We start from the raw sequence: 13,965 nt of genomic DNA, 5'->3' as shown, positions 1-13,965 counted from the left end.
TAATAAAAAGGAAAGTTATATAAAAAAGCAGATTTATATTTATGTGTTTATCGAATCAAAGGATTAGGCTATAGAATTACATACCTCACCTATTTATCCTTAGTAGCACAGATGGTTCTGGAGTTGTCCAAGGCATTTAAGAAACGTTCATAATCTGTTTTGAAGAGGTTTAAATAAATCATATCAATAAGGCAAAGCTGGGAGCAGCGCATAGTCATAGTCTCCAAGCGGGTTCGGCTCATTCGGTTTACAGTGCGCAGAATAATATCGGAATAGTCGTAGAGCTTATTTTTTACGGCCCGGGTCATGGAGATAACAGGAACCAGGTGGTTTTGTGCAATTTTTGCGGCCTGAAGAATCTCCGGAGTTTCTCCGGATTCAGATATAAGGATGACAAGATCCTCTGGCGTGTAACAGGAAATAGCTGAGTAAATAACGTGATTATTGCCGCTGGTAAAGGTGACAACTCCAATGGTAGTAAGCTGGTTGGCAAAATACTGTGCAAATAGATTGGAATTGCCAATGCCATGAATAAGAATTCGGTTGGCTCCTTTAATGCGTCGAATAGTTTCCTCGATGATGGCATCATTATTTTGGGCATAAGTGAGATCGATGATTTCCTGATATTGCTTTGTGATTTTAAAATTGGTTGCATGGGTTGATTCGTTTATTGCGATGTCTTCAATTGCAGAGGCTGTGGGAGTGTGGACCAGATCCACTTGGAGATCCCGAAAGCTGTTGTAGCCCAGCTTTTTTGAAAAACGAATAATCGTAGATTGTCCAATGTTCAGCTGCTTGGCAAGTTCGTAGGAGGTCATAATTTGTCCCTCTTTGGTATAGTCTTCCAAATAATCTGCAATTTTCTTTTCGGCTTTTGTAAGCTTGTCAGAAACAGTGTGTAATCTTGCATTATACATAGAAATTCTCCTTATATAGTTCAATTATTTTGACTTGAAAATTCAAATAAAAATCAGTAAAAATTTAGAAAATCTCTAATTTGCTAATGATTGTAACACATTAAAAAGCGATAATCAATGAAAATTTCCAAGAAGGAAACTTAGATTTCCAGAAAAAATCGTTAAAATGAAAAGAAAACAGATATTTAATTACAATGTTTTCTTTTTTACAATATAATGGTTGACAAATTCATAAAATAGATCAATAATATAAATTATAAATTCATGAATTTAAAGTAAACCGAAAATTGTAACAAAGAAAGGAGAAAAGGTGGAGAATAAAGTATTTAGTTATGTGGAAACACTGCTTGCAGGAGTAAAGGCATCTGAGCAGGAAAATATAGAAGCAGCAGCCAGTCTGTTTGCGGACAGTATTATCAATGGCGGGATTATCCAGGCTTTTGGTGCGGGGCATTCCAATGCAGGAGCTTTGGAGCTGACCCATCGGGCAGGTGGCTTTATCCCTACCAAGAATATTAAGGAGCCGGCAGGCGGTGCTTATGAGGTGGTAGAAGGTGTAGGAAGCACATTTATGAAGAAGGTTGATATAAGAGAAAATGATGTGGTGGTTGTGATTTCCAATTCCGGACGAAATCCGCTTCCGCTGGAGATTGCTCTTGGCAGCAAAGAAAAAGGAGCTAAGGTTGTGGCAGTTACGGCGCTGGAGGCGTCTAAAGGGCTGACCAGCAGGCACAGCAGCGGATTGCGGCTGTTCGAGATTGCGGATGTGGTTTTGGACAATAAGATTCCTACGGGAGATTCCTGCCTGGATGTGGAAGGCGTGGATGCAAAGGTGTGCGGAATGTCAACAATTACCACAGCGGTTTTGATGCAGGCTGTAACTTACCGGGCGGCAGAGATTATGGTATCACGGGGATATCAGCCGCCGGTTTATAAGTCGCAGAACATTGACGGAGGCCGGGAATACAACGAGAAGCTGGAAAAACAGTACATAGAACGGCTGTATCGGATCTAGGCGGATGGGGTATAAAAACTGTATAACGATTTTATTAGGAGGGATTACATGAATATATTTCAGGCAATACTGATAGCGTTATTTGGATATTTGTCATCGAACTATAGCCCTTGGGTCTTTGGACAATTGGGTGGATGGTATACTATGGGGAGACCGCTGGTCTCTGGTTTGATAATCGGAATAATACTAGGCGATGTACAGACGGGTATTTTGATGGGCGCTGCGGTACAGACGCTTTATATTGGCCTCGTTACGCCGGGGCTCTCCATGCCGGCGGATTTGAACTTTGCCGCATGGATGGGGATTCCTCTTGCCATGGTAGCAGGAGCAGATACGGAATATGCCCTGGGTCTGGCGGTTCCTTTAAGCTTTTTAGGTGTATCGTTGGTTTATGTGGTTGCATCCGTTAACGTATTTTGGGTAAGAAAACAGGAGCAATGGATTGCGGAAGGAAAGATTAAAAAGGCGTCAAATGTACCTATTTATGCCTCAGTTGTACAATTTATAGCTCGTTTTGTCCCCATTTTTCTGGCCTGCTATTTTGGCCAGGAGTTTATCACCAACTTAGTTGCGGCAATTCCTACCTGGTTAGGCGATGCGTTTGTATCCTTTGGCAAAGTGCTTCCGGCGGTTGGATTTGCCATGCTGCTTCGATTTGTGCTTAAGAAAAATATAGAGCTGCTATATTTTCTGATAGGCTTTTTAATGATTAAAGTTCTTGGAATGCCGATTATAGCGGCTACAATAGCGGCCTGCTTCTTGGGATTTTTGGATATTCGCTATGGAAGTTCAGATGGAAAGAACGGGGAAATGGAGGTAGAAGAGGATGAGTGAAGCTGCTGTAAAATCAAAGTTGTCGCAAAAAGATGTATTTAAATCCTATGTATATTGGATGATGTTTGCACTGTCCTGTCAGAATATGGAAAGAATGGAAGCCCCTGCCTTTGCAGGTGTCATGGGCAGGATGGCAGATAAGCTTTATAACAGTATTGAAGATAAAGAAGCGCTGATGATGCGGCATACGCAGTTTTATAATACACAGCCTATGGTAGGCGCTATGGTTACGGGGATTGCGCTTGGAATGGAGGAAGAACGGGCATGCGGAAAAGAGGTTCCTGACGAGTTGATTCAAAGCGTAAAGACAAGCTTGATGGGACCCTTTGCCGGAACCGGAGATTCTCTGTTTATCGGAACACTGATCCCGATTCTTCTGAGCATTGGTCTGGGTCTCGTGGGTGACAATGGGAGTATCGCAGGACCTTTGTTTTATGCAGTGGCGTGGCTGGCGATTATGATTCCCTTTACCTGGCTTACATATAAGTGGGGATATAAGTCAGGGATTAATGCGGTTCAGACAATTTACGAAAGCGGTATTATGGATAAAGCGGTACGCTTTGCGAATATTCTGGGCCTGGTAATTGTAGGATGCATTACAGGACAGTATGTTTCTTTTGGAATTGGCTGGAGTTATACATCCGGTGAAATGACAATGAACATTCAGGGAGTATTAGATGGAATTTTCCCGGGCGCACTTCCTCTTTTGATTACAATAGCCTGCTGGTATTTGATGGATAAGAAAAAGGTATCCATGGGAAAGATTATGATTGGGCTGTTTGTCATTTGCCTGGTTGGAAAATTTTTAGGGATCATTGCTTAAAGGAGCTAAGGAATGAGAGAAAAGCAAAAGAAATTAATAGAAAGCCTTTCCGGAGAACTTGTGGTATCCTGTCAGGCATTTGCACATGAACCCCTTTACAGCGTGGATATCATGGTTAAGCTGGCAATTGCCGCCCATAAGGGCGGCGCCGGCGCAATCCGTGCCAGCTGGCCGGAGAATATAAGCGCAATTCGGAAAAATGTGGATCTGCCCATTTTTGGAATCAATAAGATTATGCCGGAGCATTATAATAAAATGCGGGATGTTGTGATAACACCGACGCTAAAGGCAGCGCAAGCAGTCTATTATGCCGGGGCAGATATCATAGCTGTGGATGCTACTCTTAGAGGAGGACGTACAAAAGAGGATATAAAAGGGCTTTTAAGAGAGATAAAAGAAAATTTGGATGTTCTTGTTATGGGAGAAGTCAGCACTTTGGAAGAAGGCCTTTTGGCAGAGGACAGCGGAGCGGATATTGTATCAACTACCATTGCGGGGTATACGGATTACAGCAGACAGCTAACAGAACCGGATTATGAATTGATTGAAGAATTGGTGAGTAAAGTAAAGCTCCCTGTAAATGCGGAAGGACGTTTTCACAGACCGGAGCAGGTAAAACGGGCATTTTCCTGCGGAGCCTGGACCGTAACTGTCGGCAGTGCCATTACAAGGCCGCATTTTATTACGGAGCAGTTTGTAAAAGGGATGAAATAGATGAGGAAAGAAATAGTAAATGTTCGGATTGACGAGCGATTGATTCATGGCCAGATTGCGGCAGCCTGGACCGGATATCTGAAAGTAGATAGGATTATGGTAATAGACGCAGCGGCAGCAAAGACAGAGATTCAGAAGATTGCATTAAAGATGGCGTGTCCGCAGGGGCTTAAGCTCTCTATTCTTTCGCCGGCAAAGGCTGTGGAAAATATTAACAGCGGAAAGTATGAAAAAGAGCGGGTTTTCATTGTGGTGAAGGGAACTGAAACCTTAAAATCCATAGTAGAAGCGGGACTGAAACTGGATGTAGTGAATGTAGGCAATATATCCGGAAAAACAAATACCCGATTTGTAAAAAAAGCCGTAAATGTTACGCCGGAGGATGAGAAAGTGTTTCAAGAATTAAGCGCAGAAATTCGTTTTACATCCCAATTGGTTCCGACAGATCCGGAGTTGGACTTTATGGAGCTGCTGAAAGGCTGAGGGAAGGAGTGGGATATGAGAGGAATCCTATTGATTAGTCATGGACACTTTGCAAAAGGACTGAAGGAATCAGCGGAAATGTTGTGCGGAGCATGTCCTCAGGTTTTTGCCGTATGTCTGGACAGCTCAGATAGCCCGGAGGTATTTGTGGATAAACTTTCACGGGCGTATGAAAGTGCGTCTGTGTATGGGAAGGTCTTGGTACTGTGTGACCTTTTGGGAGGAACACCCTGTAACCTTGCTTTGCAGCTGCTGGCGGATAGGGATGGGGCAGTTTTATTAGCCGGGATGAATCTGCCCATGCTGATGACAGCAGTGCTTCAGGAAGCAGAACTTGAATTACTGATTAAGGAGAGCAGAGAGGCTATTGTGGATGTTTTGGGGCGAATAAATTTGCAATATGTGGAGTGTGAAGAGGAATAAAGAAAATTTTTTAAAATATTCCACAAATTTTTTGCGCCTTTTTCGGAATTGCATCTGATATAATAATTAGTATAGAGAAAATCCCTTGAATTTTCAAGGGATTTTCTTGTTTGTAGAGAATAACGTATAGACTTTAGTCTAGTTTTATGTTCAGATCTGGCGATTTTTTAAAAGTACTGTTATAATCGGAAAGAATGAAAAAATGGAGGAGTGTTAGAAATGAGTTCAACAGTGTGGATTATTGTCGCTTTTGCGGCGTACATGATTATGATGATTGTGATTGGCGCTGTCTATATGAAGAAGACCAACAACTCGGAGGATTACTTCTTGGGAGGGAGAGGGCTTGGCGGCTGGGTGGCGGCGCTGTCGGCCCAGGCTTCCGATATGAGCGGCTGGCTGCTGATGGGGCTGCCGGGCGCAGTTTATGCTTATGGAACGGGCCAGGCGTGGATTGCCATCGGTCTTCTTACGGGAACTATCCTGAACTGGATCTTTGTTTCCGGAAGGTTACGCCGATATACCATTCGGGCCAATAATTCGCTGACGCTGCCGGCTTACTTTGAGAATCGCTTTCATGATAAGAAGCGGATACTGCTTACGGTATCTTCCATAGTTATTGTGATCTTTTTCCTTGTTTATACGGCATCGGCTCTGGCGGCGGGCGGCAAGCTCTTTCATCTGGTGTTTGGACTGGATTATCGGGTTGCCCTGACGATTGGCGCAGCGGTTATTCTGCTGTATACTTTTATGGGCGGCTTTATGGCCGTCTGTGTAACGGACTTCATTCAGGGAATGCTGATGCTGGTGGGAATACTTGCGGTTCCTATTGTGGCGCTCTGCCTGGTGGGGAGCGGGAATCTGACTTCGATTCTGGATGCAAGCGGTGTGGCAGGAGGTTCCGACTCTTTCCTGAACTTAATGCACAGCGGCGGAAAGGCATATTCCTGGATAGAGATTTTTTCACAATTTGCATGGTGCTTTGGATATTTCGGTATGCCTCATATTCTGGTGCGCTTTATGGCGGTGCGGGATGAAAAGGAGATAAAAAAATCCCGTTGGATAGCTATTATCTGGTGTACCTTGTCATTGACTTTTGCCTGCATTTTGGGAGTAATCGGACGTGCATATTTGTATCCGGTAGTTCTGGGAACGGAAGGTGCCGGATCTACGGAAAATGTATTTATTGAGATGATTACCAAGGTATTTACACAGGATTTGGCACTGCCCTTTGTCGGCGGACTGTTCCTCTGCGGAATCCTGGCGGCTATCATGTCCACGGCAGATTCCCAGCTTCTGGTTACGGCCTCTGCTGTATCCGAAGATTTGTACCATCAAGTGATGAATCCGAAGGCAGACTCCAAAAAGGTATTAAGCATCAGCCGCATTACCGTGTTAGTAGTAGCTGTTTTGGCATATGTGATTGCTTTGGATCCGGACAGCAGTATTATGGGGCTGGTATCCAATGCGTGGGCAGGCTTTGGCGCTGCTTTCGGTCCGCTGGTTGTTCTTTCCCTCTACTGGAAACGAACCAATCTTCAGGGGGCTATTGCGGGGATTGTCTCTGGTGCATTGACGGTTCTTGTGTGGGATTATCTGCCTCTTATAAATGGACAGACCCTGGGGGCTGCTACCGGGCTTTATTCCCTGGCTGTGGGCTTTGCGATTAGCCTGGCACTGATTGTGGGAGTCAGCCTGGCAACAAAGGCGCCTTCAGAAGAGATCTTAAAAGAGTTTGAGGATGTTCAGTCAGGTAATGTGGAAGGGTAAAAAAGAAAGCAGCTGTAGATGGAAAAGCTTCTAACGGGCTGGAAGCAAAAATAAGTGTTATAGTAAGGCGGAGTCATTCGGATAAGAGAAAGACTCCGCTTTTTTAATGGGAAGAATATGCGTCTGAAAGCGTACTTTAACAAATGTGAATAATTTTGAAAAGGGTTTTGACAGGTAAAAAAATACAGTTTACTGTTGCGGTACTTGAGGTTGTCTGTTTTGTATAAATGATAAATTGCATTATTTCTCTATTGATGATGAAATATACAAAAAAAGTTTCCAAAAATCGAAATTTCCTTATTAATTTTGCAATTACATGTATAATATCTCCATGCATTAAGACTTTTAGCCTATGAAGGTTGGGGAAAAGTCTGGAAAAGGAGGGAAGTGCATGTATTACATTATTTCTTCACATGGCCAGTATGCGGCAGCATGTAAGGCCAGCTGTGAAATGATTACAGGAGATGCGCCATTGTTCCGGGTTGTTTCGTTTACGGATGATATGACAAAGGAAGCGGTGGAACAAGCCTATCGTGACATTCTTAATAAGGATGGGGCGGATGAATGCGGCGGCATTATCACGGATCTGCTGGGCGGTACGCCTTACAATGCGGCAGCTCCTGTGATCTGCGATTATCCAAAGCTTGCACTGGTGGCAGGAATGAATCTGGGTATGTTGATTGCTCTGAACACAGGAGATTCCTTGAGGGAGGCAGTGAAGGCTGCACAGGAATCCGTAGTAATCCAGGGAGGCGGGGAGACGGCGGAGGAAGCAAAAGCGCCGGCCTCGACAGAACCCGCAGCGGTTGCGGAAAAGAATGGAATTGTACATCTTCGTCTGGATGAGAGACTGATCCATGGTCAGGTCGCCACATTCTGGTCACGCTCTTTGAACATCACCCGTATTATGGTGGTTGGCGATGAGATCGTGCAGGATGCTATAGGCCGTGAGGCTTTGAAAGCAACGGTTCCGGTAGGCATCAAGCTGAGCATTCTGACGGTTGACAATGCCTGCAAAAAGCTGAATGCCGGAAATTATACGGGGCAGAGAGTGTTCGTTGTTGTAAATAAACCGGAGACTATTCTGCAGATGATTGAGAACGGGGTAAAGCTGAAAGAAGTAAATATTGGGAACATGGGAAAGAAGGAAGGGCGTGAGACGGTTAAGAAGTCCGTATACTGTACGCCTGAGGAAAAGAAGAAGATTCTGTCCATTGAGGAAAAAGGCATTCCTGTTTATGCTCAGATGATTCCCAATGATGAGAAAAAGAAATTTAAAGATTTCATTAATTAAGGAGGATTTACAGTATGCAAATACAATTTTGGCAGATTCTTTTATTAACATTTCTTGCGTTCTTTGGCATCTGTGAGAACCTGATGACCAATATCTGCGCAGGACAGCCGGTTATAATCGGTACAATCGCCGGCATTATTATGGGTGACATGACCACGGGCCTTGTGGTAGGCGCAACCTTGCAGCTCCTGATGCTGGGCATCGGTACATACGGCGGAGCTTCCATACCGGACTATATGACGGGTTCCATTGTAGGTACGGTGTTTGCGATTACATCCGGTAAGGGTGCGGAGTTCGGCATTGCTCTGGCAGTACCGGTAGGACTTCTGATGGTGCAGCTTGATATTCTCGCCCGTTTCAGCAATGTGTTCTTTCAGAACTGCATTGAAAAGGCCGTTGACAAATTAGATTTCAAAGCCATTGCACGCAATACCTGGATGGGAGCGCTTCCCTGGGGACTTTCCAGAGCTATTCCGGTATTCCTGATGTTGATTTTCGGAAGTGATCTGGTAGACTTGATTATTAAGTATTTACCCGACTGGCTGATGGGCGGCCTGTCCGTAGCCGGCGGCCTGCTTCCTGCGGTAGGTATTGCAATCCTGCTGCGTTACCTGCCCACAAAGGATTACATTGCTTATCTGATGATTGGTTTCTTCCTGGCTGCATATCTGGCAGTTCCCATGGTAGGTGTTGCAATTATTGGTCTTGCGTTAGCAATTATTTCTTTCAGGCAGTATGGAGCACAGAATCAGAATGTAGTAGCTGTTAATGGAAATAGTGGTCAGGAGGACTTGGTAGATGGAGAATTTGAAGATTAATCAACAAGTGATTACGGATGAAGATATTAAGAAGGTTAGCTGGCGGTGGATTATGGCATCTCAGATTACCTGGAACTATGAGAAAATGATGGCTCCCGGTTATTTCTATGCGATGCTGCCGGTTTTGAGAAAATTATATACAAAAGAAGATGAACTGAAGGAAATGATGCACAATCATCTCCAGTTCTTCAATACCACTCCTCATATGGGCGGCTTTATTCTTGGTATTGATATGGCTACTGAGGAGTCTGAGGGAATTAAAGGAAAAGAAGCCGTAAATGGTATTAAGACAGGTTTGATGGGGCCTTTTGCAGGCGTTGGCGATACCATTGTAGGTGTGCTGATCGGAACGATTTTCGGTTCCATTGCTGCTTACATGGGTGTGAACGGCAATCCCGCCGGTGTTGTACTGTGGATGATTGTACAGGCGCTTCTTATGGTCGGCCGTTATTTTACCGTAGGTATGAGCTATAAGCAGGGTATGAAGATGGTTACCTCTACCAGAGACAGACTGAATGCCATTACTCAGGCAGCCACCCTTCTTGGTATCACAGTAGTAGGTGCATTGATAGCTTCGGTGATTCGAGTAAATGTAGCCGCAAGCTTTGTATCCGGAGAGGTTACGGTTGCGGGCCAGGATGTTTTGGATCAGATTATGCCCAAGCTGCTTCCGGTACTTTTGGTAGCGGGTGTGTACACGCTGCTTGGCAAGAAAAACATGACATCAACAAAGGCAATTTTGATTGTAATGGTTCTGTCCATCATACTATATGCAATTGGATTCTTGGCATAAATAAGAATAAGTAAAAAATAAAATATCAAAAGCAAAAAATGAATAAATGGTGCCGGGAAATTCCCCGCAGCCTCCTATGGGGATTTTCCGACACCGTGATTAGGAAGGATGACTAAAATTATGGCATTTGAGTATTTTGAAAAAGCTCGTGAGATTATGAAAAAGCTGGAGGATACCCAGCAGGAGAATATTCATGCGGCGGCTATGCTGATTTCGGAAGCGATCCGCAGCGGCGGTATTATTCAGGCATTTGGAAGCGGACATTCCTATGCAGGCGCCATTGAGGTATGCGGTCGTGCAGGTGGTTTGATTCCGAGTAAAGTGATTCGTGACAAGGCGGAGGGTATGTTCGAAAGCGTGGAGGGCAATGCTCCCTTCCTTATGCGTACCATTGATATTCAGCCTAATGATGTGGTGATTTTGATTTCCAACTCAGGCAGAAATCCCATGTCCATTGAGATGGCACAGATTATTAAGGAAAAAGGCGTCAAGCTGATTGTTGTAACTGCATTGGAAGTATCCAAGAGTTCTACTTCCCGCCACTCTTCCGGAAAGCTTCTGTATGAGTTTGCGGATGTGGTATTGGATAATCAATCCCAGTTTGGCGATGCAGCGTTGGAACTGGAGGGCCTGGACAGCAAGGTTTGCGGAACCTCTTCCTTCAGCACCTGCCTGCTTCTGCAGCAGACGATCTATGAAGCTCTGAAGGATATGCTGGAGAAGGGCTATGAGCCTCCGGTATACAAGAGCGCCAACATTGACGGCGGACGGGAATTCAACGCTGTGCTGGAAGCAAAATATGCGTCCAGAATCTGGCATTTATAGGAATTAGGAGCAGAAGAATATGAAACCTTATTGTCTGGAAGTTTGTGCGGATAGTGTGGAATCGGCACTGGAAGCGCAAAAGGGCGGTGCGGATAGAATAGAACTGTGTGGTAATCTGGTGATTGGGGGTGTATCACCAGGAAGGGCGCTGTTTCGCCTGGTGAAGAAGTACACGGATTTGGAAGTCCGTGTACTGCTCCGCCCGCGTTATGGCGATTACTGCTATAATGATTATGAATTTGAACAGCTCAAAGAAGAAGTAGAGTTGTATAGGGAACTGGGAGCGGATGGCGTTGTAATTGGCATGTTGCGCCCGGATGGAGCTTTGGATGTGGAGCGGATGAGGGAGCTTGTTTCCCTTGCAGGCCATATGGATGTGGCGCTTCACAGAGCTTTTGATATATGCAAGGATCCGTTTGAAGCCTTGGAGGAAGCGGTTTCTCTTGGGATGAAGACGATTCTGACCGGCGGACAGGAGGTTGTGGCCTGGGAGGGCCGTGAGATTTTGGCAAAGCTTCAGAAGAAAAGTGCCGGAAGAATTCAGATTTTGGCCGGGGGCGGTATCGGAGAAGACGTGATACGAAAGCTGCTGCCTGTGACGGAAATTACCTCCTATCATATGTCAGGAAAGCGCAGGGTGGACAGCGCTATGAAATACCGCAGAGACGGTGCCAGTATGGGACAGCCGGGACAGGACGAATTTGCACTCTGGCGGACTGACGGTGAAAAGGTGGCCGCTACGGTTGATGCGTTAAAAGAGCTTACACAACATTAAAGTATCATATATGCGGCGAATATTAAGTAACAGGGAAGCTTAATATTCGCTGTACTATTATATTTACGGGCTTACGCTTCGATAAAGAGACCTACAAAATATTATAATGGGGGATTTTATGTATATTGTTGTTTATCGGCTGACGAATTTGCTGAATGATTCCCAGTATGATTCCGCAACGATGCATATCTGCAGAAAGCTTTTGGAGATTGTTGCGGATTTGGAACAATTGTCCATCGATCAGGTGGCGGCAAAATGCAACGTGTCCAAATCAACACTCTCAAAGTTTGTGAAAAACTTGGGATTTGAGAATTACAAGGATTTTCGTGAAAATGCAGTCCGTGAGAAGGAGGACTCCCTCTATACGGGGAATGCGGGACTTGAAATGGAGAAATATATTGAGAAATATCGTATGGATAATTTTCTGAAGCTTCTTTCCAAGGATGTGGAGGAATTTATGTCCGGTATTGATCTGTAGCAGGTACGCAGATTGGTCAAGGCTATTTATGAGGCTCCAAGGGTTGCGGCCTTTGGAATGGTGTATTCCGAGACGGTTGCCATGGACTTTGTATATCAGATGGCGGAGCTGCGCAAGACGGTGGAGACACGTATCCATGATATTCGTCAGGAAGAGTATTTGAAAAAGGCGGATGCGGATACATTGGTTGTGATTTTTTCCAATACGGGTCAGTACATTTATAAGAACGGAATGAAAACGACCAACAGCTCCAGGAGCTTTGTGGGAAAGACAAAGGCAAAAAAAGCTCTGATTACCTCGAATAAAGCGGCGCTTCGGGAACCTTATATTGATTATCCCGTACTGTTTTCTTTTACTTCGGTAGTTCAGAATCAAATTTTTATGGAACGCCTGATAATAAATGTGATTGTGGATGAGTACAAAAGCTATAGGCGGAGGGTGGAACGGGAATTAAACTCCTGATGGAATTTGATGTAGACAAAATGCACAAAAAAGTGTGGGGAAATTTATGCAATTTGTGAGAAATTTTTCTGCACTTTTTTCTGAAATCCCTTGCATTTCCCTTGAAGTTCCTGTATAATCACAAATGTTGTGACATTGATAGCTGTGAAGCGTGAGGTTGTTGCCCGAAAGTGGCAGGTTTTCCGTGGAGCGAATGTCAAGTTAGGAAACTGGCGACAAGTCACTGTACAAATTAACTGTCCACGCCGGAGCGAAGGCATCGATAAAACGTGGAAATACCCTTCGGGCAAGATGAGCCATCAAGGCGAGAAGGTACCCTGGGGTATATGCATGGATGCCAAAAAGCATGGCAGAAAAGTGGAAACAACGTGTGAATCTTTTTGTTTTTCAAAGCAGGATACACACGGGAGAGTGTACAGTCACCGCTTGTCGTACTGGTCTTAAAAGTACGAAAAGGAGGCGACTTTTTTTATGGCAACTCAGGTAATGAGAATCACATTGAAAGCGTATGACCATCAGCTGGTGGATGCATCCGCAAAGAAAATCATCGAAACTGTAAAAAAGAACGGAGCACAGGTAAGCGGACCGGTACCCCTTCCCACTAAGAAAGAGGTGGTTACCATTCTGCGGGCGGTACACAAGTACAAAGACTCCAGAGAGCAGTTCGAGCAGAGGACTCACAAGAGACTCATTGATATCATTACACCAACCCAGAAGACAGTTGATGCGCTGTCCAGACTGGAGATGCCTGCAGGCGTGTACATCGACATCAAAATGAAAAGTAAATAATCCTTCAGCTAGAATGAACGTTTCCTCTGTTTGCCTGCTTTCTGGCATAGAGGGATACCTGAAAGGTGCATAAACGTTCCGCTGTAGAGAAATAAGGAGGAAAAGAAATGAAGAAAGCAATTTTGGCAACCAAAGTTGGAATGACACAGATTTTCAGCGAAGACGGCGTGCTGACACCTGTTACCGTGCTTCAGGCAGGACCCTGCGTGGTAACACAGGTTAAGACGAAAGAGAATGACGGCTACAGTGCTGTTCAGGTGGGATTCGTTGACAAGAGAGAGAAGCTGGTGAACAAGCCTTTAAAGGGACACTTTGAGAAAGCCGGCGTTTCTTATAAAAGATATGTGAGAGAGCTGAAGCTTGAGGATGCTGAGAGCTACACTCTGGCACAGGAGATTAAGGCTGATATCTTTGAGGCTGGCGACAAGGTTGATGCAACTGCCATTTCCAAAGGTAAGGGCTTCCAGGGTGCTATCAAGAGACATGGACAGCACAGAGGACCTATGACTCATGGTTCCAAGTTCCATCGTCATCAGGGTTCCAATGGCGCATGTTCCGACCCCAGCAAGGTATTCAAGGGAAAAGGAATGCCCGGACAGATGGGCCACAAGAGAGTTACGATTCAGAACCTTGAAGTCGTTCGGGTAGATGCAGAGAACAATCTGCTGCTGGTTAAGGGAGCAGTTCCGGGACCTAAGAAATCTTTAGTTACAATTAAAGAGACAGTAAAGGTTAGCAAATAATCTTTTGCGGAA

The 13,965-nt window shown here is 44.8% G+C and carries 17 protein-coding genes; 16 read left to right on the top strand and 1 reads right to left on the bottom strand.

Annotated elements, in window-relative coordinates; genetic code table 11:
- Positions 1–89: 89 nt before the first annotated feature.
- A complete protein-coding gene (locus VSQ61_RS20400) occupies positions 90–917 on the bottom strand; it encodes a MurR/RpiR family transcriptional regulator (protein ID WP_334346197.1) in 828 nt (275 codons plus the stop codon).
- 310 nt (positions 918–1,227) lie between these two features.
- On the opposite strand from VSQ61_RS20400, the gene VSQ61_RS20395 reads away from it, so the two are divergent.
- The 16 genes from VSQ61_RS20395 to rplC all read left to right on the top strand — a co-directional run bounded on the left by VSQ61_RS20395 (position 1,228) and on the right by rplC (position 13,953).
- On the top strand, positions 1,228–1,932 hold the full coding sequence (locus VSQ61_RS20395; RefSeq protein ID WP_334346196.1) for an SIS domain-containing protein: 705 nt from the start codon (positions 1,228–1,230) through the stop codon (positions 1,930–1,932).
- A 48-nt stretch (positions 1,933–1,980) separates the two neighbouring features.
- On the top strand, positions 1,981–2,766 hold the full coding sequence (locus tag VSQ61_RS20390) for a PTS mannose/fructose/sorbose/N-acetylgalactosamine transporter subunit IIC (protein ID WP_334346195.1): 786 nt from the start codon (positions 1,981–1,983) through the stop codon (positions 2,764–2,766).
- Positions 2,759–3,589, top strand: coding sequence for a PTS system mannose/fructose/sorbose family transporter subunit IID (locus tag VSQ61_RS20385; RefSeq protein WP_334346194.1), 831 nt, complete (start codon positions 2,759–2,761; stop codon positions 3,587–3,589). Before VSQ61_RS20390 ends, VSQ61_RS20385 begins: the two co-directional genes overlap by 8 nt.
- Positions 3,590–3,601: 12 nt before the next feature.
- Positions 3,602–4,303, top strand: coding sequence for an N-acetylmannosamine-6-phosphate 2-epimerase (locus tag VSQ61_RS20380; RefSeq protein WP_334346193.1), 702 nt, complete (start codon positions 3,602–3,604; stop codon positions 4,301–4,303).
- The gene (locus VSQ61_RS20375; RefSeq protein WP_334346192.1) at positions 4,304–4,786 is read left to right on the top strand and encodes a PTS sugar transporter subunit IIB; all 483 of its coding nucleotides are present in this window, start codon (positions 4,304–4,306) and stop codon (positions 4,784–4,786) included.
- 15 nt (positions 4,787–4,801) lie between these two features.
- Positions 4,802–5,209 carry a PTS sugar transporter subunit IIA gene (locus VSQ61_RS20370; protein ID WP_334346191.1) on the top strand — a complete coding sequence of 136 codons (408 nt, stop codon included), beginning with the start codon at positions 4,802–4,804 and terminating at the stop codon, positions 5,207–5,209.
- Positions 5,210–5,428: 219 nt separating this feature from the next.
- Entirely contained in the window at positions 5,429–6,976 is a 1,548-nt protein-coding gene (gene putP, locus VSQ61_RS20365; RefSeq protein ID WP_334346190.1) for a sodium/proline symporter PutP, read from the top strand.
- A gap of 391 nt (positions 6,977–7,367) precedes the next feature.
- Positions 7,368–8,270 (top strand): PTS sugar transporter subunit IIAB, encoded by a 903-nt coding sequence (locus VSQ61_RS20360; RefSeq protein WP_334346189.1) that lies wholly within the window; start codon positions 7,368–7,370, stop codon positions 8,268–8,270.
- Positions 8,271–8,284: 14 nt separating this feature from the next.
- Positions 8,285–9,088, top strand: a complete 804-nt coding sequence (locus tag VSQ61_RS20355; protein WP_334346188.1) for a PTS mannose/fructose/sorbose/N-acetylgalactosamine transporter subunit IIC — start codon at positions 8,285–8,287, stop codon at positions 9,086–9,088.
- A complete protein-coding gene (locus tag VSQ61_RS20350; protein WP_334346187.1) occupies positions 9,069–9,881 on the top strand; it encodes a PTS system mannose/fructose/sorbose family transporter subunit IID in 813 nt (270 codons plus the stop codon). Before VSQ61_RS20355 ends, VSQ61_RS20350 begins: the two co-directional genes overlap by 20 nt.
- A gap of 120 nt (positions 9,882–10,001) precedes the next feature.
- Entirely contained in the window at positions 10,002–10,706 is a 705-nt protein-coding gene (locus VSQ61_RS20345; protein WP_334346186.1) for an SIS domain-containing protein, read from the top strand.
- 19 nt (positions 10,707–10,725) lie between these two features.
- Positions 10,726–11,481 (top strand): copper homeostasis protein CutC, encoded by a 756-nt coding sequence (locus VSQ61_RS20340; RefSeq protein ID WP_334346185.1) that lies wholly within the window; start codon positions 10,726–10,728, stop codon positions 11,479–11,481.
- Positions 11,482–11,599: 118 nt separating this feature from the next.
- On the top strand, positions 11,600–11,959 hold the full coding sequence (locus tag VSQ61_RS20335) for a hypothetical protein (protein ID WP_334346184.1): 360 nt from the start codon (positions 11,600–11,602) through the stop codon (positions 11,957–11,959).
- Positions 11,960–11,971: 12 nt separating this feature from the next.
- On the top strand, positions 11,972–12,421 hold the full coding sequence (locus tag VSQ61_RS20330) for a MurR/RpiR family transcriptional regulator (RefSeq protein ID WP_334346183.1): 450 nt from the start codon (positions 11,972–11,974) through the stop codon (positions 12,419–12,421).
- Positions 12,422–12,892: 471 nt separating this feature from the next.
- Entirely contained in the window at positions 12,893–13,210 is a 318-nt protein-coding gene (gene rpsJ, locus VSQ61_RS20325) for a 30S ribosomal protein S10 (protein WP_172543915.1), read from the top strand.
- A gap of 107 nt (positions 13,211–13,317) precedes the next feature.
- Complete coding sequence (gene rplC, locus VSQ61_RS20320) at positions 13,318–13,953, top strand: 50S ribosomal protein L3 (RefSeq protein ID WP_334346182.1); 636 nt, start codon at positions 13,318–13,320, stop codon at positions 13,951–13,953.
- Positions 13,954–13,965 lie beyond the last annotated feature (12 nt).

The organism is Candidatus Merdisoma sp. JLR.KK006 (assembly GCF_036941035.1).
GTDB lineage: Bacteria > Bacillota > Clostridia > Lachnospirales > Lachnospiraceae > Laedolimicola.
This window is presented reverse-complemented; position numbering and strand designations above follow the sequence as displayed.

Excerpts from the sequence above, each read along its gene's own strand:
- VSQ61_RS20400 (WP_334346197.1), bottom strand. The coding sequence starts at position 917 with ATGTATAATGCAAGATTACACACTGTTTCTGACAAGCTTACAAAAGCC.
- VSQ61_RS20390 (WP_334346195.1), top strand. The coding sequence starts at position 1,981 with ATGAATATATTTCAGGCAATACTGATAGCGTTATTTGGATATTTGTCA.
- VSQ61_RS20385 (WP_334346194.1), top strand. The coding sequence starts at position 2,759 with ATGAGTGAAGCTGCTGTAAAATCAAAGTTGTCGCAAAAAGATGTATTT.
- VSQ61_RS20380 (WP_334346193.1), top strand. The coding sequence starts at position 3,602 with ATGAGAGAAAAGCAAAAGAAATTAATAGAAAGCCTTTCCGGAGAACTT.
- VSQ61_RS20375 (WP_334346192.1), top strand. The coding sequence starts at position 4,304 with ATGAGGAAAGAAATAGTAAATGTTCGGATTGACGAGCGATTGATTCAT.
- VSQ61_RS20370 (WP_334346191.1), top strand. The coding sequence starts at position 4,802 with ATGAGAGGAATCCTATTGATTAGTCATGGACACTTTGCAAAAGGACTG.
- putP (WP_334346190.1), top strand. The coding sequence starts at position 5,429 with ATGAGTTCAACAGTGTGGATTATTGTCGCTTTTGCGGCGTACATGATT.
- VSQ61_RS20360 (WP_334346189.1), top strand. The coding sequence starts at position 7,368 with ATGTATTACATTATTTCTTCACATGGCCAGTATGCGGCAGCATGTAAG.
- VSQ61_RS20355 (WP_334346188.1), top strand. The coding sequence starts at position 8,285 with ATGCAAATACAATTTTGGCAGATTCTTTTATTAACATTTCTTGCGTTC.
- VSQ61_RS20350 (WP_334346187.1), top strand. The coding sequence starts at position 9,069 with ATGGAGAATTTGAAGATTAATCAACAAGTGATTACGGATGAAGATATT.
- VSQ61_RS20345 (WP_334346186.1), top strand. The coding sequence starts at position 10,002 with ATGGCATTTGAGTATTTTGAAAAAGCTCGTGAGATTATGAAAAAGCTG.
- VSQ61_RS20340 (WP_334346185.1), top strand. The coding sequence starts at position 10,726 with ATGAAACCTTATTGTCTGGAAGTTTGTGCGGATAGTGTGGAATCGGCA.
- VSQ61_RS20335 (WP_334346184.1), top strand. The coding sequence starts at position 11,600 with ATGTATATTGTTGTTTATCGGCTGACGAATTTGCTGAATGATTCCCAG.
- rpsJ (WP_172543915.1), top strand. The coding sequence starts at position 12,893 with ATGGCAACTCAGGTAATGAGAATCACATTGAAAGCGTATGACCATCAG.
- rplC (WP_334346182.1), top strand. The coding sequence starts at position 13,318 with ATGAAGAAAGCAATTTTGGCAACCAAAGTTGGAATGACACAGATTTTC.